The sequence below is a fragment of the Sporosarcina obsidiansis genome (genome assembly GCF_009651005.1).
GTDB lineage: Bacteria > Bacillota > Bacilli > Bacillales_A > Planococcaceae > Sporosarcina > Sporosarcina obsidiansis.
In genome coordinates, this window is the sequence record NZ_WHVW01000010.1 from 56659 (window position 1) to 79191 (window position 22533).

General features: G+C 41.0%; 25 protein-coding genes. All 25 read left to right on the forward strand.

The genetic code is table 11. From position 1 onward, the window contains the following. The first annotated feature begins 16 nt into the window (after positions 1–16). The 25 genes from sleB (at position 17) to aroA (ending at position 22531) form a co-directional block, all read left to right on the forward strand. Entirely contained in the window at positions 17–802 is a 786-nt protein-coding gene (gene sleB / locus GD002_RS09875; RefSeq protein ID WP_153732203.1) for a spore cortex-lytic enzyme, read from the forward strand. A gap of 28 nt (positions 803–830) precedes the next feature. Next, positions 831–2114, forward strand: a complete 1284-nt coding sequence (locus GD002_RS09880; protein ID WP_153732204.1) for a PepSY1/2 domain-containing protein — start codon at positions 831–833, stop codon at positions 2112–2114. Between the two features lie 69 nt (positions 2115–2183). After that, on the forward strand, positions 2184–2822 hold the full coding sequence (locus tag GD002_RS09885; protein ID WP_153732205.1) for a flagellar brake protein: 639 nt from the start codon (positions 2184–2186) through the stop codon (positions 2820–2822). A gap of 75 nt (positions 2823–2897) precedes the next feature. Then, on the forward strand, positions 2898–3575 hold the full coding sequence (gene cmk, locus GD002_RS09890) for a (d)CMP kinase (protein ID WP_153732206.1): 678 nt from the start codon (positions 2898–2900) through the stop codon (positions 3573–3575). Beyond that, positions 3572–4156 carry a lysophospholipid acyltransferase family protein gene (locus tag GD002_RS09895; RefSeq protein ID WP_153732207.1) on the forward strand — a complete coding sequence of 195 codons (585 nt, stop codon included), beginning with the start codon at positions 3572–3574 and terminating at the stop codon, positions 4154–4156. The genes cmk and GD002_RS09895 overlap by 4 nt, the downstream gene beginning before the upstream one ends. An 80-nt stretch (positions 4157–4236) precedes the next feature. After that, positions 4237–5385, forward strand: coding sequence for a 30S ribosomal protein S1 (gene rpsA, locus GD002_RS09900; RefSeq protein ID WP_153732208.1), 1149 nt, complete (start codon positions 4237–4239; stop codon positions 5383–5385). 240 nt (positions 5386–5625) lie between these two features. Beyond that, positions 5626–6936 carry a ribosome biogenesis GTPase Der gene (gene der / locus GD002_RS09905; protein ID WP_153732258.1) on the forward strand — a complete coding sequence of 437 codons (1311 nt, stop codon included), beginning with the start codon at positions 5626–5628 and terminating at the stop codon, positions 6934–6936. A 26-nt stretch (positions 6937–6962) separates the two neighbouring features. Continuing rightward, complete coding sequence (locus GD002_RS09910) at positions 6963–7985, forward strand: NAD(P)H-dependent glycerol-3-phosphate dehydrogenase (protein WP_153732209.1); 1023 nt, start codon at positions 6963–6965, stop codon at positions 7983–7985. 11 nt (positions 7986–7996) lie between these two features. Next, the gene (locus tag GD002_RS09915) at positions 7997–8209 is read left to right on the forward strand and encodes a DUF2768 domain-containing protein (RefSeq protein WP_408020091.1); all 213 of its coding nucleotides are present in this window, start codon (positions 7997–7999) and stop codon (positions 8207–8209) included. 3 nt (positions 8210–8212) lie between these two features. Continuing rightward, entirely contained in the window at positions 8213–8926 is a 714-nt protein-coding gene (locus GD002_RS09920) for a hypothetical protein (protein ID WP_153732211.1), read from the forward strand. Between the two features lie 268 nt (positions 8927–9194). Beyond that, positions 9195–10673, forward strand: a complete 1479-nt coding sequence (gene spoIVA / locus GD002_RS09925) for a stage IV sporulation protein A (protein ID WP_153732212.1) — start codon at positions 9195–9197, stop codon at positions 10671–10673. A gap of 183 nt (positions 10674–10856) precedes the next feature. Next, the gene (locus GD002_RS09930; RefSeq protein WP_037561579.1) at positions 10857–11129 is read left to right on the forward strand and encodes an HU family DNA-binding protein; all 273 of its coding nucleotides are present in this window, start codon (positions 10857–10859) and stop codon (positions 11127–11129) included. 176 nt (positions 11130–11305) lie between these two features. Beyond that, positions 11306–11875, forward strand: coding sequence for a GTP cyclohydrolase I FolE (folE, locus tag GD002_RS09935; protein ID WP_153732213.1), 570 nt, complete (start codon positions 11306–11308; stop codon positions 11873–11875). A 65-nt stretch (positions 11876–11940) separates the two neighbouring features. Next, complete coding sequence (mtrB, locus tag GD002_RS09940) at positions 11941–12162, forward strand: trp RNA-binding attenuation protein MtrB (protein WP_153732214.1); 222 nt, start codon at positions 11941–11943, stop codon at positions 12160–12162. Positions 12163–12198: 36 nt separating this feature from the next. After that, the gene (locus tag GD002_RS09945; protein ID WP_153732215.1) at positions 12199–12930 is read left to right on the forward strand and encodes a heptaprenyl diphosphate synthase component 1; all 732 of its coding nucleotides are present in this window, start codon (positions 12199–12201) and stop codon (positions 12928–12930) included. 16 nt (positions 12931–12946) lie between these two features. Further along, on the forward strand, positions 12947–13642 hold the full coding sequence (locus GD002_RS09950; protein ID WP_153732216.1) for a demethylmenaquinone methyltransferase: 696 nt from the start codon (positions 12947–12949) through the stop codon (positions 13640–13642). Positions 13643–13668: 26 nt separating this feature from the next. Next, positions 13669–14643, forward strand: coding sequence for a polyprenyl synthetase family protein (locus GD002_RS09955; protein WP_153732217.1), 975 nt, complete (start codon positions 13669–13671; stop codon positions 14641–14643). Positions 14644–14735: 92 nt separating this feature from the next. Then, entirely contained in the window at positions 14736–15182 is a 447-nt protein-coding gene (ndk, locus tag GD002_RS09960; protein ID WP_153732218.1) for a nucleoside-diphosphate kinase, read from the forward strand. 336 nt (positions 15183–15518) lie between these two features. After that, complete coding sequence (locus GD002_RS09965) at positions 15519–16289, forward strand: CheR family methyltransferase (protein ID WP_153732219.1); 771 nt, start codon at positions 15519–15521, stop codon at positions 16287–16289. A gap of 26 nt (positions 16290–16315) precedes the next feature. After that, positions 16316–17497, forward strand: coding sequence for a chorismate synthase (aroC, locus tag GD002_RS09970; RefSeq protein WP_153732220.1), 1182 nt, complete (start codon positions 16316–16318; stop codon positions 17495–17497). A 1-nt stretch (position 17498) separates the two neighbouring features. Then, complete coding sequence (gene aroB / locus GD002_RS09975; RefSeq protein WP_153732221.1) at positions 17499–18605, forward strand: 3-dehydroquinate synthase; 1107 nt, start codon at positions 17499–17501, stop codon at positions 18603–18605. Continuing rightward, a complete protein-coding gene (aroH, locus tag GD002_RS09980) occupies positions 18602–18967 on the forward strand; it encodes a chorismate mutase (RefSeq protein ID WP_153732222.1) in 366 nt (121 codons plus the stop codon). Before aroB ends, aroH begins: the two co-directional genes overlap by 4 nt. 27 nt (positions 18968–18994) lie before the next feature. Continuing rightward, entirely contained in the window at positions 18995–20086 is a 1092-nt protein-coding gene (hisC, locus tag GD002_RS09985; protein WP_153732223.1) for a histidinol-phosphate transaminase, read from the forward strand. A gap of 12 nt (positions 20087–20098) precedes the next feature. Further along, complete coding sequence (locus GD002_RS09990; protein ID WP_153732224.1) at positions 20099–21211, forward strand: prephenate dehydrogenase; 1113 nt, start codon at positions 20099–20101, stop codon at positions 21209–21211. A 15-nt stretch (positions 21212–21226) separates the two neighbouring features. Beyond that, entirely contained in the window at positions 21227–22531 is a 1305-nt protein-coding gene (aroA, locus tag GD002_RS09995; protein WP_153732225.1) for a 3-phosphoshikimate 1-carboxyvinyltransferase, read from the forward strand. Positions 22532–22533: the final 2 nt, after the last annotated feature.

Genomic DNA, 22533 nt, shown 5'->3' on the forward strand with positions numbered 1-22533 from the left:
ATGGAGGTGGATGTACATGAAGCGAGTTGTTACACGCTTCCTATATATTCTAGTGGCGAGTCTGATGGTCCTTTCATTCTTCGTAAGTCATAGTGAAGCATTCAGCGGACGTGATTTAGCAAAAGGTGCAAAAGGCGATGATGTCATTGAGTTGCAGGCTAGGCTTCAATATATTGGGTTTTATCATGGAGAGATTGATGGGAATTTTGGTTTCGGAACCTATTGGGCTTTACGGAATTTCCAAGAAAAATATGGTCTTCCGATAGACGGCATTGCAGGAAAAGGAGTCAAAAAGAAATTAACGGGGGTCTCTGATTACGATGAAAAGTATGTAAAAGGTCAAATCGCAAAAGGAAATAAATTTACTTATTATGGTGGTCAATCATTGGAATCTCAAGTGCAACAGGGGAGTAAACCGCAAAATCAAACGCAAGCACCACCTAAATATACCAATCAAGATATTACTTTATTAGCAAACGCAGTATATGGAGAATCCCGTGGTGAACCGTATGAAGGTCAAGTGGCGGTGGCGGCAGTAATTTTGAACAGGGTAGAGCATCCTGATTTTCCGGATACAATCGGAGGAGTTATTTTTCAACCTGGTGCATTTACGGCTGTTTCAGATGGACAAATCTGGTTAACTCCGAATGAACGGGCAAAAGAAGCGGTTATCGACGCAATCAATGGTTGGGATCCATCCGAAAATGCGATTTACTATTTCAATCCTATTACTGCTACGAGTAAGTGGATTTGGTCTCGACCACAAATCAAAAAAATTGGTTTACACATATTCTGTCATTAAGTAAAGGAAAGGAGGGCGAATTCGAGCTATGAAAAGAATGATATTTATACTGACCTATGCATTTATTGTATTAGGAATCTATTCCTTCGGTAAAACACAAGAGAACGAACAATTATCCATTGCATTGCAGACGCAATATTCTAAAAGTATTTCTGACTCGTCACAAAAACTCGGTGAATTAGAAGAAGCTGTGAAAAAATCTTTGTTATTTGAGGATAAGAAAAGTTCTGCTAAAGAAAGGGAAGATATTTGGCGTTTGTCATCCGACATCAAGGCATCCATTGCCTCCCTTCCTGTAGATGAAAGCTTTTCTACTGCTTGGATGAACTATTTAGGGCGATTAGGAAACTATGCAAAAGAATCCACAGAACAAGGGAATTCTGATGAATATTATGCTGTCATTCAAAAAGCATCAGACAACTTGAGTGAACTTTCTAACGAGTGGCAAGTTGCTACTTCCGGTATGTTATCTGGCAAGATGTCGATAAAAAATTGGGAGAACAGGCTCAGTGGAACGACGGAGGAAGAAACCAAGTGGAGTAAGATGGGGCAGTCTATTAAGCAATATGGAGAAGCGGTATTTCCTTTGACAGCTAGCGAAACGGATGCGCAAAAGAAAAAAGAATTACGCAATATTAAGGACGCGAAGATTTCAGAAGATGAAGCCATACAACGATTTAAAAACCTTCTTCCTGAAGTATCGAATGATGTAATCGCTGCCGAAAAGAGTAGAAAAGGATCCCCCTATCCATTTTATCACATACGTTTTTCACAAAATTCATCTATAGGATATATCGACATCACGCAAAAAGGTGGTCATATTTTGTCTTATTTAGTAGAACGTCGTATGGGTAAACCTACTAAAAGCTACGAAGAACTCCTACAAATGGCCAATCAATTTTTGGAGAAGGCGGAGTACAAAGATGTGGTATTCGAAGAGGCAAGAGAAAATGATGTAGCTTGGCATTTTGTTTTCATCAGGGAGAATCCGGATAACGGAGCAAAAGTTTTTTCTGATCCAATTCATATTAAAATGGCAAAGGACAATGGGGAAGTATTAGGTGTAAATACATCTGAATATATTCGCAAAGAGCAATTGAAACCACAACCCATCAGACCGGTAAATTGGAAAGAGTTTTTCCGACCCGATGTAAAAATCATGAAAGAAGAGCTTGCGTATGTGGAAAATAATCAACTGGAACAACGTTTAGCTCACTACCTCACAGTTGTATCTAATGAAAAAAAGCAGGAGACATATAAAATTGTCATTGATACTGACACACTAGAAGTGATCAAAACTGAAAAACAATAAGAATTTGATTGGAAAAGTCTTCATCTCATGACATAATAGGATAAAGTGAACCTATTGGCAGGTGAAGACATGAAGCTAACGATCGGTACTGTGTTGACTCTTGAGAAGGATTACACAGAGGACTCGGAAAAATTTAAATCTCGGGTAGTTGATATAGATGGTGATCATTTCATGATGGACTATCCCATTAATATCGCGAGCGGAAAAACAGCATTTTTTATTGATGGAACTCAATTATTGGTTACATTTGTGGATGATTACAAGATATCTTATGCATTTCGGACAGAAGTACACAGTAGGCTAAATAAGACGATTCCGATGCTCAAAGTAAAATATCCAGGAGACCAAAATTTAATTAAAATTCAACGAAGAGAATTTGTTCGCGTAGAAGCGTCTCTCGATGTAGCTGTACAAGCAGATACTGAATCTTTGCAGTTAGTTTCAGCAGACTTAAGCGCAGGTGGGCTTGCTGTGAATATGAAAAGTCATGAGTTTTTCTCTGCGCAAGAAGAGCTGAACTTAATGATTGTTCTGCACTTCTCTAAACAGGAGATCAAATATGTTTCTTGTAAGGCAACAGTTGTGAGAAATTGGGAACAAGACAATCGTCGGCTTAGCTCTTTAAAGTTTGAGGAAATCGATGAAAAAGACCGACAGCATATTATTAGATACTGTTTTGAACGACAGTTAGAGTTACGAAATTCCTAAGGAAAAGTCTATCTTCAAAAGACTTTTCCTTTTTGCTTATGGTACAATTAGGGCGTAAATGGAGGGATTACTAGCATGACTGGTGGATTAAGAATTGCAATCGATGGACCTGCAGCCGCAGGCAAGAGTACGATTGCTAAATTGGTAGCGAAAAAATTAGGTTACACTTATATCGATACGGGAGCGATGTATCGAGCGATCACTTATAAAGTGCTTCAAAATTTCATTGATCCCCGTAATGAAGAAGAAATTGCAAAACTTGTAGGAAACACCGTAATTGAGCTGCAACCGGGTGGCAATGCTCAAAAAGTATTGCTGGACGGTATCGAAGTGACAGAGGCGATTCGTTCGCATGAAGTGACCTCTCAAGTGTCTGCTATTGCCGCACTAACATCTGTACGGCAACTTTTAATGAAAAAACAGCAGAATTTAGCTGCAGATTCGTCGGTTGTGATGGATGGCAGAGATATTGGAACATCGGTACTTCCAGATGCTGAATTGAAAATTTTTATGACAGCTTCAGTGGAAGAACGCGCTCAAAGACGTTTATTAGAAGAACAATTACGAGGCATTACAAATGATTACGAAACGTTAAAACGGGAAATAACAGAACGTGACAAGGCAGATAGCGAACGTGAAATTTCTCCATTAAAAAAAGCAGAAGATGCGATTATAATTGATACAACAGGGAAAACAATAGAAGAAGTGACGGATCGTATCGTGGAATATGCCGAAAAGAGGTTAACTAAATGAATCTGTATCCTTTAGGAAAATTTTTAATTAGTACGATTTGTTACCCTCTTTATCGCATAAAGATCATTGGGAAGGAGAAATTTCCTGAAGAAGGCGGAGTTCTTTTATGTACCAATCATATCGATAATTTGGACCCGCCAATCGTTGGTATCACTTGTCCAAGAACCGTTCATTTCATGGCAAAAGAAGAGCTGTTTACTAAACCTATTCTAAAGACTGTCTTGCCTCAAGTTCAAGCGTATCCCGTTAAAAGAGGCATGAGTGATCGAGAGGCTTTCCGAACGACGATTAAATTGCTACGTGATGGGAAAGTGGTCGGACTATTTCCTGAAGGAACTCGCAGTAAGACAGGGGAATTGGGAAAAGGGTTAGCAGGTGCAGGCTTTTTTGCTTTAAAAGGGGGCGAGGCGAAAGTTGTTCCATGTGCTATCATCGGACCATACAAAGCATTTTCTCAACTAAAAGTAGTGTATGGTGATGCTATTGACATGACGCCATTTCGTGAAAGAAAAGCTTCTGCCGAAGAAGTGACAGAGGCCATCATGTCAGAAATAGCGAAGTTAATAGAAGAATATAAATAAAAGAATAAGTGTAATTTTTTGTTTTTAAGTGTAGATTCGAATACTATAGAAGTAAGATTCATTATGGAGGAGGACTACATATGACTGAAGAGATGAATATGGATGAAGTAAAAGAATACGGTGAAGGTGATCACGTAACAGGTGTAGTGACGAAGGTTGAAGAGAAATCGGTGACTGTTGAAATAGCAGGCGCTCCTTTTGACGGCGTGATTCCGATCAGTGAACTTTCCAGCTTGCATATTGAAAAAGCAGCAGATGCAGTCTCGGTCGGCGATGAATTACAATTAGCTATTACAAAAGTAGAAGACGATGCGTATGTATTATCTAAGCGACAAGTTGATGCAGAAAACGCATGGGATTCATTAAAGAATCAATTTGAAAATGGTGAAATTATCGAAACAGAAGTAAAAGACGTGGTTAAGGGTGGGCTTGTTGTGGACTTAGGTGTCCGTGGATTTATCCCGGCTTCACTTGTCGAGGATCACTTCGTGGAATCATTTGATGATTATAAAGGGCGAATGATGACCTTTAAAATTGTAGAAATGGATCAAGAAAAGAATCGTTTGATCTTATCGCACCGTGCAGTCGTCCAAGCACAAAATGAAAAGAAAAAAGAAGAAGCACTTTCCACGATTCAAGAAGGCGATGTCCTAGATGGTACCGTACAGCGTATCGCTTCATTTGGGGCTTTCGTTGATATAGGTGGCGTAGATGGGCTTGTCCACATATCTCAAATTTCTCATGGGCATATTGACAGCGTCTCTGATGTGTTGAAAGAAGGAGACCAAATCAAAGTCAAAGTACTGTCCGTTGATCGTGATGCAGAACGCGTATCCTTATCCATCAAAGACACATTACCTGGACCTTGGGAGAACATCGAAGAACAAGCTCCGATTGGTTCTGTATTAGAGGGAACAGTCAAGCGTCTTGTTGCTTATGGAGCGTTTGTAGAAATCTTCCCGGGCGTAGAAGGACTAGTTCATATTTCTCGAATCGCGCATACTCATATTGGTACACCGCATGAAGTTCTCGAAGAAGGTCAGACAGTACAAGTAAAAGTGCTAGACGTGACGCCTTCTGAAAAGCGTATTTCATTAAGTATTAAAGATTTACTAGATAAACCAGAAGAAACGCGTGAGGAAAACTTCAGCTATGAAATGCCGGAAGAAACAACTGGTTTCTCATTCGGTGACGTCATCGGTGATCAACTAAAGAAATTTAAGGAATAATTTCTTTGAAAAATATACTTGCCTATTTTTATTATGTTAGGGCACTGTTTAATTGATTGTAATGTAAAGCGTCCAACTGCAACGAAAATAAACGGTACTTAAGCTTATATGTGAATAATAAAGTATAAATGACAACAACTTATACAATAAGGGTAACCGGAATGATGATGCTTTCATATGCATCATCATTCTTTTTGTGTATAATATTCAAAGATAGTCCGGAAGGGTGTAATGAAACAAATGAAAAAACCAACAGTAGCAATCGTAGGAAGACCAAACGTAGGGAAATCAACTATATTTAACCGAATTGTGGGCGAACGTATTTCTATCGTAGAAGATGTCTCAGGTGTAACGCGAGATCGTATATACAGCGCAGCTGATTGGCTGAATTATGAATTTAACTTAATCGATACAGGTGGAATCGACCTTGGTGATGAGCCATTACTCGAACAGATACGTGCACAGGCTGAAATTGCTATCGATGAAGCAGATGTCATCATCTTTTTAACAAATGGCCGTGATGGTGTTACGGATGCAGACGAGCAAGTTGCGCGAATGCTTTATAAAACAAAGAAGCCCATCGTTTTGGCAGTTAATAAAGTCGATAATCCGGAGATGAGAGAAATGATTTATGATTTCTATTCTCTTGGTTTTGGCGAGCCATACCCGATTTCTGGATCACACGGTTTGGGGCTTGGAGACTTACTGGATGCAGTCGCTGAAAGCTTTAAACAAATGGATTTAGAAGAAGACGATGATGATTCCATCAAATTCTGTTTGATTGGACGTCCAAATGTTGGGAAATCGTCACTTGTTAATGCGTTGTTAGGAGAAGACCGCGTGATTGTAAGTAATATCGCGGGAACTACAACAGATGCAATTGACTCCGTGAAAGTAGTAGATGGTCAAGAATATAAGATCATCGATACGGCTGGTATGCGTAAAAAAGGTAAAGTGTATGAGAATACGGAGAAATATAGTGTTTTGCGTGCGTTAAAAGCGATTGACCGCTCGGACGTTGTATTAATCGTTTTGAATGCTGAAGAGGGTATTCGTGAGCAAGATAAGCGAGTGGCAGGTTTTGCAGAAGAAGCTGGTAAAGGCGTTATGTTCGTTGTTAATAAATGGGACACGCTAGAAAAAGATGATAAGACGATGAATAACTTTATCGATGACATCAGAGACCAGTTCCGTTTTCTAGACTATGCACCGATTCACTTTGTATCAGCCGAAACGAAACAACGTGTGCATACACTCATCCCGAACATACAAATGATTAGTGAAAATCACGCATTGCGTATTCAATCGAGTGTCTTGAACGAAGTCATTGAGGATGCAGTGGCTAGAAACCCTGCCCCTTCAGATAAAGGCCGTCGTTTACGGATTTATTATGCGACGCAAGTGGCAATTCAGCCACCTACTTTTGTGATATTCGTCAACGAACCAACGCTCATGCATTTTTCTTATGAACGCTTTTTACAAAATAGATTGCGGGAAGCATTTGGTTTTGAAGGCACGCCAATCCGCTTGATTACACGAGCAAGAAGCTAAGTATGATATAAGAAAGGGTGCAGGTAATGGAAAAAGTCACGATTGTGGGAGCAGGAAGTTGGGGGACAGCGCTTGGTTTTGTGTTGGCTGAAAACGGACATGATAGCTTGGTTTGGACAAGACGTGCAGAACAAGTCGAGGAAATAAATACTCAGCATACGAACAACCAATATTTACCCGATGTGATTCTGCCTGAAAACCTTACTTCTACTAGTGTTTTGGCTGAAGCGGTACAGCATGCGAATGTTATTATTCTTGCTGTACCTACAGTCGCCATGCGTGAAACTTGTAAAAAGATCCAGAACGAGCTGAAAACACCTACATTATTTGTTCATGTCTCAAAAGGGATCGAACCTGATTCATTAAAACGTATCTCTGAAATCATCGAAGAAGAAGTGGATGAATCGCTTCGCACGGCAATTGTCGTCTTATCAGGTCCCAGCCATGCGGAAGAGGTAGTACTCCGTCATCCAACAACTGTAGCGGTTGCTTCTTGCAATATGAAAGAAGCAGAACGAGTACAGGATTTATTTATGAATAATTATTTTCGAGTTTATACAAACACGGATGTAGTAGGCGTTGAGCTTGGTGGTGCATTGAAAAATGTCATTGCGCTAGCTGCGGGTATTTCAGACGGACTTGGTTACGGAGATAATGCGAAAGCTGCTCTCATTACAAGGGGCTTAGCAGAGATCACGAGACTTGGTGTGCAAATGGGAGCGGAACAAGAAACCTTCTCTGGGTTGACAGGACTCGGTGATCTTGTCGTCACTTGTACGAGTGTTCACTCCCGTAATTGGAAGGCTGGAAATCGCCTTGGAAAAGGTCAGTCACTGGACAAGGTGACTCGCGAAATGGGAATGGTGATTGAAGGTGTCCGTACAACCAAGGCGGCCTATCAGTTGGCAGAACATTTTGAGACAACTATGCCTTTAACAGAAGCATTATACTCCATTTTATTTCAGGAGATTCCGCCAAAGCAAGCGGTCGACCAATTGATGAGTCGCGGAAAGAAACAAGAAATAGACATGTTCTTCGGTGATATATAAACAGTAGGAAGGTGACAATTTTGTCCTCGTTAGATAAAATGTGGCTGTCTTTTTATGCGATGGGTTTTATGGTGATTTCAATGGGCTTGATCTATGCAAGTCGATATAAGTTGAAAAATCGCCTAATTAAAGTCCTATTCGCGATTATAGCCTATACGTTATTAATTACTTCGTTCTTTGCGATGGTCTATTTAGTATTTAATGGACCGACTGGAGGAGCGTAACCTATGAATAAACGGTTAATCGTACTATCAGTTATGTTATGTGTTAGTTTACTGTTATCGGGTTGCTTGTCGCGTCCACCTGATGAAAAACAAGCAAGTGAGACCCCATACCCTGATCAGCTAGAAACGATCCAAAAAGCGGTTGAGAGATTCCAAGAGCAATCAGGTGGATTATTACCAATTAAGACGCGTGATATGGAAATTGATCAATATATCAAATATCCAATTGAATTTTCGAAGATAGTTCCTGACCATACGGAGAAAATTCCGTCCAACGCATTTGAAAATGGGGGGATCTTCCAGTATGTGCTGATTGACGTGGAAGAGAATCCGACTGTAAAGCTAGTAGACTTACGAATTGCTGAGAAATTACGTGACTTAAATTTGCGTAAATTCATTAACGGAAACTTACCATTCCTAGATCCAGTAGGCGAGAATGTCTATGAAGTAGACTTTAAAAAAATGGGCTTCAAAGAGCCGTTAACAGTCGAAAGCCCTTACTCAAATGCCCATTTACCAATCGTTGTCGCTGGAGATGGTAATTTCTATGTAGATTATTCTATAGACTTGAATAAAATTTTAATGGAAGAAAAACCGGAGATTGAGCAGGGAGTGGACATCAGATACTTACTATCTGAGAACTCACCTATTCTACCCGCTTATTCACTTCCGTATACTGTGAACGAAGCGAATGAGCCTGTATTTATGAAGAAGTAATTTTCATGCAGTAAAGCGTCTAGTTACATATGCGTGTTGAGGGATTGTCTCCAGCTATGAGTCGGCTAACAACGGATGCTAATTGTCTCAGGACTTTGGTCGATTACCGAAGTTGCTCATTCACTAGTGTCCACACGGAACGGAAATTAAAGGTTACTCTCCACTCGGAAGTATGGTAGCTTACTGAACTATAAAACGTTTCATGCTTTATGCATGAAACGTTTTTCTATTTCATAAACTACTATGCGGAGAAAAAGGAGGGCGAAAGATGAAAGAAGAATTATATGAAAACTTAGCTAGAAGAACAGATGGCGATATTTATATAGGTGTGGTTGGCCCTGTTCGTGTTGGAAAATCCACATTTGTTAAACGAGTCATGGAAGAAGTTGTGATACCGAATATGACCGATGCGAACGATCGCGTACGAGCGCAAGATGAGCTGCCTCAAAGTTCCCCTGGTCCGGTGATAATGACGGCAGAACCAAAGTTTGTGCCAGCTCAAGGCACGAACGTATCGATTGGCGAAGGGGAGTTGGCATTTCAGATTCGTCTCGCGGATTGTGTAGGCTATGTGATCGATGGAGTAAAAGGTTATGAAGATGAGGAAGGCCCTAAATATGTTCATACGCCTTGGCACAATGAACCAATACCATTTGAAGAAGCAGCGCGAATTGGTACTGACAAAGTGATTAGAGATCATTCCACGATTGGAATTTTGCTAACAACTGATGGGACAGTAAATAATATTTCACGCTCTGCTGCAGAGGTAGCTGAAAGTGAGATTGTTTCCAAACTTCAGGAAATCGGTAAGCCATTCGTTATTGTGTTGAATTCTAAAATGCCTGCACATGAGAGAGCGCTAGACTTGAAACAGCAGTTACATGAGAAGTATGGTGTTCCTGTCATTGCGATTAGTGCAGATCAACTGAACGCACAGGAAATCCAGCTGATCTTAAAGGAAGCACTCTATGAGTTCCCGATTACGGATATCGAGTTACAACGTCCAGACTGGATGGAGGAGCTAGGTGACGATCATAAACTGAACGCTAGAATTGATCATGTCATTAAAGACGGTTTCTTAGGTGTCTCGAAAATACGAAAAGTGCAGGAGATAGCTGAATTATTACAAGAAGAGGAATTTGTACGACAGGCAGACGTAGTAGAGGTCGATGCGGGTAAAGGGAAGGCCATTGTTAATATAGATATGGATGAACGAGCATATATAGCGGTATGTGAAGAGTTTATGGGCAAAGAGATGCGGTCGAAAAAAGACTGGCTCGTATTTATTAAGGAAGCAGTGAAAGCTAAAAAGTCCTATGATATGTATGCTGAAGCAATTGATACAGCTAAACAGTCTGGTTACGGAGTCGCTCTTCCGACGATAGCGGATTTCCAGCCGACACCGCCAGAGCTAATTAAGCAGGATACATTCTATGGGGTTAGAATGAAAGCGAAAGCGCCTTCGTTGCATATTATACGGATCGACATGGAAGCAGAGTTTTCTCCACTAATCGGTTCAGAGTTCCATAGTCATCATTTACTTAAGGAATTGAAAAATGCGTATTTACATGACCGAGATGCGTTATGGGAAACACAATTATTTGGAACGCCGCTTCATGAAGTAATGAAAGAAAGTATTCGTTTCAAGACGGCAGCTGTACCAGATAATGCCAGAAAACGTTTGCGTGAAACAATTGAGCAGATGGTGAATGACGGGAATAAAGGGATGATCACATTTATCGTTTAACTTATATTGTCAGGGAAAGATCCGTAAAACGGGTCTTTTTTCTATGGTTTTAACATTAAAACTACAGAAAAGCTGTTTATAAAGGGAAAGCGCGATAATATTGTTGCACCACCGTTTTTCTTATGTTACTCTTTTTACAGTGTTAACAGCAATAGCATCCCCCTTTGAGAGGAGGTGAACGGTGTGAATAAAACAGAATTAATTAACTCTGTAGCAGAAGCGGCAGGTCTAACTAAAAAAGACGCAACTAAAGCTGTTGAAGCTGTATTCGATACAATTCAATCGACTCTTGCTAACGGTGATAAAGTTCAATTGATTGGTTTCGGAAACTTTGAAGTTCGTGAACGCGCTGCCCGTAAAGGTCGTAATCCACAATCGGGTGAAGAGATCGAAATCGCTGCAAGTAAAGTTCCAGCTTTTAAAGCGGGTAAAGCACTAAAAGACGCAGTAAAATAATTCGAGATTTTACATAGGAGTCCGTCCAGCGAATCTGTCAACCAGATGCCAATGGATGGACTCCTTTACATTTGAGAACTCACTACATAACGAAGTACCCTAACTGTACGGAATGGGTGGAATATGCTACTATTTTGGTGAAATAGGTTTTGTTCCTACAAGGAGGACATGCTGTGATGAATGAGCAAGATATTAATAAAATAGAACAAGCAGTCAAGATGATATTAGAAGCGATTGGGGAAGATCCAAATCGCGAAGGCTTACTTGATACGCCTAAGCGTGTCGCCAAAATGTATAATGAAGTATTTGAAGGATTAAACAAGGACCCGAAGGAATATTTTGAAGTTGTTTTTCATGAAAACCATAACGAAGTTGTCTTAGTGAAAGATATTCCATTTTACTCCATGTGTGAACACCATTTAGTTCCTTTCTTCGGTTTAGCCCATGTAGCGTATATTCCACGAGATGGTGTAGTTGCAGGATTGAGTAAGCTGGCCAGAGCAGTCGAGACAACAGCCCGACGTCCACAACTGCAGGAACGCATTACGTCAACGGTTGCAGATGCTATGATGGAAATGCTAAATCCTATCGGTGTCTATGTCATCATTGAAGCCGAGCATATGTGTATGACGATGAGAGGAATTAAAAAACCTGGCTCTAAGACGATTACAACAGTTGCTAGGGGAATTTATGAACATGATGACGTGAAGCGGGCAGAAATTCTATCTCTTGTTAAAACGAATTGAGGTCTTTGCGGAGCGCTCGATTTATATGCTATTATTAAGACCATATAGAGACTGGAGATGAAAGGATGACACAACCTGATTATCTAATAATTAAAGCGAAAAAAGATGGAGTGAATGTCATTGGTTTGACGAGAGGCAATGATACAAAGTTTCACCATACCGAGAAGTTAGATCGCGGAGAGGTAATGATCGCTCAGTTTACCGAGCATACGTCTGCCATGAAAATTCGAGGTGAGGCGGAAATTCACACAGCTCATGGAGTAATTTCGAGCGAAGAAAAAGAATGACCGGCAATTTAAGGTTGATGGGAATGGAGCATACTGATGGATACAAAAGGATTCACTGATCAAGTCGACAATTATATACAAAACTTGCGAAGTGCTATTTATCAACCCATTGTCGAGCGAGATGCAGGACATGCTCCGATTGATAGACAAAAGGCGTTTTTACTTTTGTTACCTTTATTGAATGGGGAACAGTGGACCGATGAAATGCATAGCGCAGCCTTAGCAATTGGAGCCATACATATGGCCTTTGATATCCATGATCAAATCGACATATCTGACGCTTCTTCAAAGGAACAGCAATTAATGGTGCTCGCCGGTGATCACTTTAGTGGAATCCATTATAAGTTATTGGCTTCCATTCCAAACTTCCATCTTATACGTTCTTTATCCACTGCGATCGGTAAGATCAATGAAAGCAAAACGACTCTGTTGCAAGCACCTCCAGACTCTTTAAAGGACCGGTTGCAAATGATCGGCGAAGTAGAGAGTGGTTGTATACTGGAATTTTATCAAACGTTTGATTTTACTCGGTATATCGCCATTGTTGAAATAGCTTTTCCTTTACTTTGGTTAATTCAAAGTAAGCAAAATGATTTGTGCAACATGAAATTTCCGCATCTAGCTCCCAATACGAGTGATACGGAAGAATGGATTGAACTATTAAGGGATAATTTGCACAGCAGATTACAGAACAGTTTTTATTTACATAAACCCCTAGTAGACGAATTACTGAGTCTGACGGAGCAAGGGGTTAGCAAACTGATTTAGAAAGAAGGGTCAGGTTATGGCGGTTTCAAAAGAAGAAAGAGTTCATAATGTCTTTGAAAAAATTTCAACGGACTATGATAAAATGAATTCCGTAATCAGTTTCAATCAACATATTAAATGGCGCAATGACATAATGACCCGAATGAACGTACAGCCTGGTGCTAAAGCATTGGATGTATGTTGTGGCACGGGCGATTGGACAGTGGCACTGGCTGAAGCAGCAGGACCAACTGGTGAAGTAGTGGGTCTTGACTTCAGCGCAAATATGCTGGATTCTGCAAGAACGAAAACCGCATCTTATCCAAATCTGACGCTGCTACAAGGAAATGCGATGTCTCTTCCATTTGATGACAATTCATTCGATTATGTAACGATAGGATTCGGCTTGCGTAATGTTCCGGACTATCTTACTGTCCTGAAAGAAATGCACCGAGTGCTAAAACCAGGTGGAATGGCGGTATGCCTAGAAACATCTCAGTCTAAAATACCCGTCTATCGCCAGGCGTTTCGCTTTTATTTTAAATATGTCATGCCGTTATTTGGGAAGCTTTTCGCGAAAAGCTATAAAGAATATTCGTGGCTTCAGGAATCGGCAAATGATTTTCCGGGAATGAAAGAGCTTGCGCAGCTATTTGTTGATGCGGGCTATCAAGAAGTTTCATACAAGGCATACAGTGGCGGTGCGGCGGCGGGCCATATTGCATACAAATAATGAGTACACGGGAGAAGGTAATGGGGTTGGAAAAAATTAAGTTGATGTCACTTTATACGGATTTTCGTAAAGACGTGTCCTATATTGAAAAAGAGCTTGAGCGTTCCGTGCAATCTTCTTCTCCCATTGTCCGTCAAGCATCTTTGCATTTATTAAAAGCTGGTGGGAAAAGAATTCGCCCGATTTTTGTCATTTTGGCAGCGCAATTCGGTCACTACTCCCTTGAAAACGCCTCAAAAGTCGCTGTGTCGCTTGAATTGATCCATATGGCATCACTTGTACATGATGATGTCATTGATGATTCAAATATGAGACGGGGCTTAGAGACTGTCAAGGCAAAGTGGAATAACCGAGTTGCCATGTATGCTGGTGATTTTATCTTTTCTCGCGCGCTAACTTCCATTGGTAGCATTGAAAAAGAAGCTGTTCATCGAATCTTGGCAGAGACGATGTTAGAAATTTGTAAAGGTGAAATCATCCAAATTGATTTTCAGAGACAAACAAATCAAAATTTACGAGATTATTTACAACGAATTAAGCGTAAAACGGCTTTGTTATTAGCTTCTAGTTGCGAATTGGGAGCGTTAAGCGCTGATGCAGATTCTGAAACCGTTCGGAAACTTAAAAGATATGGTTATTTTACAGGAATGGCATTTCAAATTGTAGACGATATTCTCGACATTACATCAACGGATGCCGAATTAGGAAAACCGGCGGGTAGTGATTTATTAAATGGTCATATCACACTGCCTATTTTATACATAAAAGAAAATGTGGAGTTTCAACCTTATATGGAACGTGCATTTACAGGTGATATGGTGGAGTCTGAACGGCAAAGTATGCTGCGTTATATTAGACAAAGTGGTGCAATTGAAAAAGCACAGCATGTTAGTGACCTATATTTGGCAAAGGCTCTGAAAGAACTCGAAAGTCTTCCAAATGGCAAGTCAAAAAAAGCGCTGGTTCAAATTGCAGATTTTATCGGACAGAGAAAATATTGACGATACTTGTTAATAGTTGAAAGAACAAGGCGACGGTGGTACGATTTAAAAGGGATATTCCCCGACAGACGTATGAAGGAGTGTTTTGACAGATGGAAAGAACATTTTTAATGGTGAAACCAGACGGTGTACAACGTAATCTTATAGGTGAAATTGTTGGCCGTTTCGAAGACAAAGGTTATCAGTTAGTTGGCGGAAAATTAATGAATATTTCTCAAGAACTTGCTGAACAGCACTATGGTGAGCACAAAGAACGCCCATTCTTTGGAGAGCTTGTAGACTTCATTACTTCTGGACCTGTATTTGCAATGGTTTGGGAAGGCGAGAACGTCATTTCTACAGCACGCTTAATGATGGGTGCTACGAATCCAAAAGAATCAGCTCCTGGCACGATTCGCGGGGACTTCGCTGTAACGGTAAGCAAAAATATTATTCATGGTTCAGATTCACCTGAGTCAGCAAGCCGCGAAATTAACTTGTTCTTCAAAGAAGAAGAGCTTGTGACTTATGACAAATCAGTGAACAACTGGATAAACTAATCGCCAAAAACAGCCGAGCGAATTTCGCATGGCTGTTTTTTTATCTGCATTTAGTAGAAGGCTCCCACTTGTATCAGTGCTGGGATCAATGCCAGTAAGTTTCTGATCAGCGAGAGTAACAGGTCTTTTCGAGGAAGTTCGATTAGTGAACCTTCAATCGGTTTTTTTTTAGATTGTTAGTTGAACTTGTCGGGGTAGAAAAGTATTTTGACTTTCTACCGTGGCGAAAATCTGGACGCAATTATGCTTAGGTGCAATTGATTATACATATGACATGCTTTTTCCGCTATAATAGGAACGTACATAGAAAGATAGGGCAGTAGGGAGGGGTAATACATGTCTGATTATTCGATATTTATTCAAGGGATTAAACAAAAAACCGGCATCGACTTATCGTTATATAAAGAGGCGCAAATGAAACGTAGATTGACATCTTTGTATGAAAAAAAAGGCTTTCGGGATTTTAAAGAATATTATCAAGCAATTCAATCCGACAAGGAATTATTGGATGAATTCCTGGATCGAATGACGATAAATGTTTCTGAATTTTACCGCAATGCAGTTCGCTGGAGTGTGTTAGAGAAAAAGATACTGCCATATTTATTAGAGAAGAATAAAAATTTGAAAGTTTGGAGTGCTGCTTGTTCAACTGGTGAAGAGCCCTATTCATTAGCAATGGTACAATCTTCACATGTTCCGCTGCGTGATATTTCTATTTTGGCTACCGATTTGGATATAGGTGTGTTGGATCGCGCAAAAATAGGTCTATACGGAGAGCGTTCTTTGAAAGAAGTGCCAAAGCCCATTGTCGATAAATATTTCGTGAAAGAGGGACAATCTTATCAAGTGGTTGATGAGATAAAAAAAACCGTCACGTTCAAACAGCATAATTTGTTGGAAGATCGTTACGATTCGAATTATGATCTAATTGTTTGTCGGAATGTCATGATTTATTTTACAGAAGAAGCGAAAGATAAGATTTACACGAACTTTTCCATAGCACTTAAGCCGGGTGGAGTGTTATTTGTCGGAAGTACTGAACAAATCTTCAACCCGGAAAAATATGGTTTCGAATCAATGGATACATTTTTTTATCGGAAGAAATAATAGAGAATTCAAGGAGGGAACTGAACATGCGGTATATTACAGCTGGAGAATCACATGGTCCGCAACTGACAGCCATCATAGAAGGATTACCTGCACAAATGGAATTGACAGCCGAGATGATTAATAAGGAATTGAAAAGAAGACAAGGTGGTCACGGAAGAGGACGAAGAATGCAGATTGAAAAAGACCGTGTGGAAATTTCATCAGGCGTACGACACGGTAAGACAATCGGTTCACCTGTTACGCTTACAGTCGTAAATGATGATTGGAAACATTGGACAGGGATTATGGGTGTAGAACCTTTAGGGGAAGATGTGAATCCAGAAGACGTGAAACGCCAAATAACGAGACCGCGACCTGGTCATGCAGATTTAGTAGGTGGCATGAAATATGGCCATCGCGATTTGCGAAATGTCTTAGAACGCTCATCTGCACGTGAAACGACGATGAGAGTTGCGATTGGTGCAGTGGCCAAGCAGTTTTTACGTCAATTAGGTATTGAAACGGTAGCGCATGTGACGGAAATTGGTGGAATACAAACAGATCCTTCAACCTATGCAAACTTAACCATTGAAGAACTACGCCAAACGATCGAGGAAGATGGTGTGTACTGCGCTGACCGAGTAGCTTCAGTCAAAATGACGGAAGCTATTGATGACATCAAGAAGCGTGGCGACACACTTGGTGGTGTAGTGGAGGTCATTATCGAAGGCTGTCCTCCAGGTATAGGAAGCTATGTACAGTTTGATAGAAAAATGGATGGTAAGCTAGCTGGTGCTATGATGAGTATTAATGCATTCAAAGGCGTAGAAGTCGGTTTAGGTTTTGACATGGCAAGAATGCCAGGAAGTGAAGTTCATGATGAGATTAGTTGGGACAAGGAGCAAGGATATTATCGCAAGTCCAATCGCTTAGGTGGTCTGGAAGGCGGAATGACAACTGGAATGCCAATTGTGATAAGAGGCGTGATGAAGCCGATCCCTACGTTATACAAACCTTTGGAGAGTGTAGATATTGACACGAAGGAGCCGTTTGTTGCGACAATCGAGCGATCTGATCCTTGTGCAGTGCCTGCAGCATCCGTTGTCGCAGAGCATGTGATTGCGACTGAAATGGCAAAAGCGATTATGGAAGAATTCCGTGCGGATACAATGGATGGTTTACAAAGGGATATCGAGCAATATAGACAGTATGTAAAGGAGTATTAAGATGGAAAAGTTAACAGTGTCCGTCCATGATCACCAATACGATGTCTATATCGGTTCTGGTACGTATAAAGTATTTGCGACAGAATATGCTGAGTTGATCAAAAGTACTGATCGCATTGGGATTATTGCAGATGCTCATGTCGCTGAACTGCATCTTCCGTTATTACAAGAAGCGTTAGCTCATACGGAACGTGAAGTGTCGGTGAAAATCGTGCCTGGCGGAGAAAGTTGTAAAGTACCAGAAGTTTATACGGATTGTCAGTCCTTTCTTCTAAAAGAAGGATTTACACGCAACTCCCTTCTCATTGCTTTCGGTGGTGGTGCTTGTGGAGATTTGACTGGTTTTGTAGCGGCTACGTTCATGAGAGGTATTCGCTTTATTCAATGTCCGACAACGGTATTGGCTCATGATAGTGCAGTGGGAGGTAAGACGGCGATTAACATGCCGGAAGGGAAGAATATGGTCGGTTCCTTTCATCAACCAGTTGCCGTCTTGTTTGATACAGATGTATTCAAGACACTGCCGGCTTCTGAAATGCGCTCGGGGATGGCAGAATTGATTAAACATGCGTTTATTTCAGATGCTAGCTGGACGGAGCGTTTACTTGTTGAGGATCAATTTACTTCTCCCTCTATAAAATGGTTGGAAACAGAATTGTTGCAAGGGATCAAGGTCAAAGCACAAATCGTCGGAGAAGATGAATTTGAACATTCTACCCGAAAGTTTTTGAACTTTGGACATACGTTTGGCCATGCTGTAGAAGCCGCATCTGGGTTCGGCAGTCTACGTCATGGAGAGTGTGTAATCATCGGTATGGGATATGCATTCCTTCTAAGCGAAAGATACGGCGAGTTACCTGAAAATTTTACGGATCGCTATTTACATTTTGCGAAGCGTAATGGCTATACATTTGATCCTGTTTTTTCATACAGTTTTAATGAACTATTGTCCTATATGCAGAAAGATAAAAAGGCGTCTTTTGGAAAAATGAATTTTGTCCTGCTTAAGCAACTAGGGCAGCCATTTGTACAGGAAATTAGTACAGAAGAATGTCAGGAAGTGTTTGAACTATTTAAGCAGAAGCTAGAAAGCGAGGAGATTGTGTGAGTGTCAGAGGAGTCCGAGGTGCAACGACGGTAGAGAAAGATGAAGCACAGGAAATTTTATTGGCAACAGAGGAGCTTGTGTTGGAGATGGCGAAAGTGAATCAATTTAAGCCGGAAGATATTGTCTCAGTCATTGTCTCCACAACAGTGGATGTCAAAGCGGCATTTCCTGCAAGAGCAATCCGTTCAATTGAAGGCTGGACGTATGTACCTGTCATGTGCACACATGAGATCGATGTACCTGGTTCTATGCGTAAATGCATTCGCGTCATGATGAATGTCAACACATCTATAAAGCAAAATGAAATACAGCATGTTTATCAAAAGAACGCGATTCAATTACGCCCTGATTTACAAAAATAAAGAATTATGATAACGGAGGGGACCCCAATGTATTGGAAGCCGATTTTAGCAACTATGAAACCTTATACTCCTGGTCGTTCGATTGCCGAAGTGAAACGGACATACGGACTTCAGGACGTAAATAAGCTAGCGTCAAATGAAAATCCATATGGCTCATCGCCAGCAGTTACGGACTATTTACAATCTAAAGCAGATCAATTTGAAATCTACCCCGATGCATTTACAGCAGGATTGCGTACGAAGCTAGCAGAATATCATCAGGTAGATCCATATGAAATCTTATTTGGTAATGGTTCTGACGAAATGGTGACGATGATTTCAAGAGCACTTTTGCAACCAGGTACCAACACCGTAATGGCTTCCGTCACGTTCCCCCAATACGCACATAATGCAAAAATTGAAGGTGCTGAAATACGAGAAGTACCTATGCTTGAAAATGGCGATCACGATCTGGAAGGCTTTTTAAAGGTTGCCGATGATCAGACCGCTATTATTTGGATATGTAACCCGAATAATCCTACAGGCAATCTACTAACAAGCAAAAACATTAAAGACTTCTTAGATCGAGCTCCTAAAACAGCTTTAGTTGTGTTAGATGAAGCGTATTTTGAATATGTGACGAAGCCGGAGCAAGAAGATGCGATAAATTGGATACATGACTATGATAATTTGATCGTGTTGCGAACGTTTTCTAAAGCTTACGGGTTAGCTAGTTTCCGTCTAGGTTATGGTGTGACAAACAAAGAGAATATGGCGGAATTAAACAAAGTGCGTAATCCATTTAATAATAATACGTTGGCTCTTGCTGTGGCAGAAGTAGCACTAGAGGATCAACAGTTTCTTCAAGATTGTGTTACGAAAAATCATGAGCAACGGAAACGGTTTGCAGCATATGCAGCGAAAAATTCTTTATCGATCTACCCCTCAGAAACGAACTTTGTATTAATGGAAGTTCCCATGGATGCTGATGAAGCATGCGAACGTCTGTTACAACATGGATATATTGTCCGAAGCGGCAACTTGCTCGGTACACCGGGATATGTTCGTATCACAGTTGGGACAGAGCAGCAAAACACGGGCTTTTTTGAAGCGTTCGATCAACTACTAACTAACAAATAAGGATAGATGATGATGAAAACGACTGTTAGCATAATAGGACTGGGATTGATCGGAGGATCCCTCGGTCTTGCATTAAAAAGAAATCCGAATGTTCACCTTATCGGTTTTGATCGCTCCTATGCAACCGCAGACGAGGCGTTTCGAAGAGGCATCATTGACACAATTGCCCCTTCCGCTAAATCAGCCTGCGAGCAGGCTGACTTTGTTATTTTTGCAACACCGGTTAATACAACAGTAACGCTTTTTGAAGAGGCTATTAATTGGGAGTTCAAAAAACATGCCATTGTAACGGATACGGGAAGTACCAAAAAACCGATTATGGAGGCTGCTAAGAGTCTTCAGGAAAAAAGCATCACGTTTATCGGTGGCCATCCAATGGCGGGTTCACATAAAAGTGGAGTTTCGGCAGCAATGGAACATCTCTTTGAAAATGCCTACTATATTTTAACTCCGAGTGAAACAACGACTGAAGAGCAAATCTCACTTCTGGAAACATTGCTTGAATCGACCAAAGCGAAACTTATTGTGCTTCAGGCAGAGGAGCATGATCGAATGACAGCCATTATTAGTCATTTTCCGCACTTAGTTGCATCTTCTTTGGTTGGCCGTTTGGCTGCTCAAGAAGAAGGTCAGCCTTTTGTTAAAAAGCTGGCAGCAGGTGGATTTCGAGATTTGACTCGAATCGCTTCGGCAGATCCGGTCATGTGGCGTGATATTACGATTCAAAATAGAGATGAACTGCTGTCGCAAGTGGATGGTTGGTTGGATGAAATGAGTAATATCCGTAATATGCTGATTGAAAATAATCCGAATCAAATTTTCGACTTTTTTTCTCAAGCTAAAACCTATAGGGATCGATTGCCTTCCACATATGAAGGAGCTATTCAGGGTGCGCTGTATATGACATTTGATTTACATATTGATGTACCTGACCATCCAGGAGTCATTTCAGAAATTACGAAAATCCTGGCAGATGCAAATATCAGTTTGACAAATATCCGAATCGTCGAGACACGGACAGATGTATATGGAATTTTAGTAGTCAGTTTTCAATCGGCAGCTGAGCGAAAGCGTGCGCGACAAGTGCTGACACAGGAAACGGATTATTCTATGCACGTACTTTGATAGGAGGAGAGCGAGATGTCAGAACAGAAGACAGTTTCATTTGAACGGCCTGTCCTCCGTGGAACTATACAAGTACCGGGAGATAAATCGATTTCTCATCGTGCCGTCATGCTTGGTTCCATAGCAGAAGGCAAAACAACGATCTCAGGTTTTTTGGATGGAGAAGATTGTTTAAGCACGATTGATATGTTTCGAAAACTCGGCGTGACGATTACACGAAAAGGTACCGATGTGGTAGTGGAAAGTCCAGGGATTGCAAATTGGCAAACACCAACCGAAACACTCGACGCAGGCAATTCAGGAACTACTGCACGTTTAATGCTTGGCATTTTATCTGGATCTTCGGTTACTTCCAAAATGTGTGGAGATCAATATTTATCCAAACGTCCAATGAAACGTGTGACTGGACCATTAGGGTTAATGGGCGCTAAAATTACTAGTGATGAACATGATGACTTTTTACCTCTTACAGTGGAAGGAACTACATTGAAGGCGATTGATTACCAAATGCCTGTCGCCAGTGCACAAGTGAAATCTGCGGTGTTGTTGGCGGGACTCCATGGTGAAGGAGAGACGTCTGTTACGGAAATTTCTGTTTCGAGGGATCATACAGAGCGAATGCTGATGCAGTTTGGTGCTCAACTTACGCAAGAGGGGAAAACGATTCGTATAGCAGGTGGACAGAAATTGACTGGTACGGATGTAGTCGTGCCTGGAGATATTTCATCCGCAGCCTTTTTCATGGTGGCGGCTGCAATGGTGAAAGATAGTGTTGTCACTTTCGAAAAGGTAGGATTGAATCCAACTCGAACAGGCATACTGGATGTATTGGAAGCGATGGGTGTGAGCATGAAACAGTTGGAAGAGCATGGTTTTTCAGGTGAGCGCTATGGCACCATTCAAATTTCTCATTCCACGTTACAAGCTACGGAAATTGGCGGAGAGCTAATTCCTAGATTGATTGACGAGCTTCCTGTTTTGGCATTATTGGCTACACAAGCGGAGGGAACAACCATCATAAGGGATGCGGAGGAATTACGTGTCAAAGAAACCGATCGCATAGAAGCCGTTGCAACAGAACTTCGGAAACTTGGAGCCACTATTGAAACCACACCGGATGGCATGATCATTACAGGACCTACACCATTGTCAGGTGGTACGCTTCAATCCTATGGAGACCATCGTCTTGGAATGATGGCAGCCATCGCAGGCTTGATTACTTCTGAACCTGTTCATATTGAAAATCCATCATGTATCGCCATATCTTATCCACGTTTCTTCGAGGATCTTTCGGATCTAGTGAGTGAAGAAATACAATAGAA